The organism is Rhodococcus phenolicus, assembly GCF_001646785.1.
Classification (GTDB): domain Bacteria; phylum Actinomycetota; class Actinomycetes; order Mycobacteriales; family Mycobacteriaceae; genus Rhodococcus; species Rhodococcus phenolicus.
The window spans coordinates 1-585 of the sequence record NZ_LRRH01000167.1 but is presented as its reverse complement, the minus strand read 5'-3'; the positions used below and the strand labels follow the sequence as shown (position 1 = coordinate 585).

Annotated in this window: 1 protein-coding gene; it reads right to left on the bottom strand. The window is 65.8% G+C overall.

Annotated features, from left to right (window positions below):
- Positions 1-232: 232 nt before the first annotated feature.
- The coding region (locus A8G15_RS28410) for a transposase family protein (protein WP_281180806.1) at positions 233-585 on the bottom strand (353 nt) is incomplete at its 5' end.

Genomic DNA, 585 nt, shown 5'->3' with positions numbered 1-585 from the left:
CCTCCACCATTGCGCCTGTTCGGATCCGGCAATGTGCTCCGCGACGCGTCGAAGCTCATCTTGCATAACCTCGGTGGCGACGAGGACGTCTTGTCCGACGAGTTCGTTCTAGTAGCGTGCCGCGTCGACGGATTCGGCCAGGGCATAGTCGTAACTCGCCGGCGGTGCCGTCGAGGCGCGAGCTTTCCGAGGGCTACGCTGCCTCAACCTAGGCAGTACTAGTGAGGTTTTCTCACCAGGCCGGTGCTTGCAGGTGAAGAAGAACGAGAGCCGCAGCAGCGATCGAGCCGATCCTCCACGGACACAGACTGATTCGCTGCAGCGCCTTCCACCGGGTCTTCAGCAGCGCGTTCGCGCGTTCGGCCGGAGCACGCATCGCAGACAACACCGTGTTGCGGCAACGGGCGCCGGCATCGAGACCATGGCCTTTCGTCGGGACGTGGACACCGATCCCGGCACCGGTGTACCCCTTGTCGGCGAGGGTGGGCATCCCGCCGGCGGCAGCGTGGTAGAGGGCGCCGAGGATCCCGCCCCGACGAGCAGCGGTGAGGTCGTGCACCGAACCGGGGGCAACCTCGGACACCC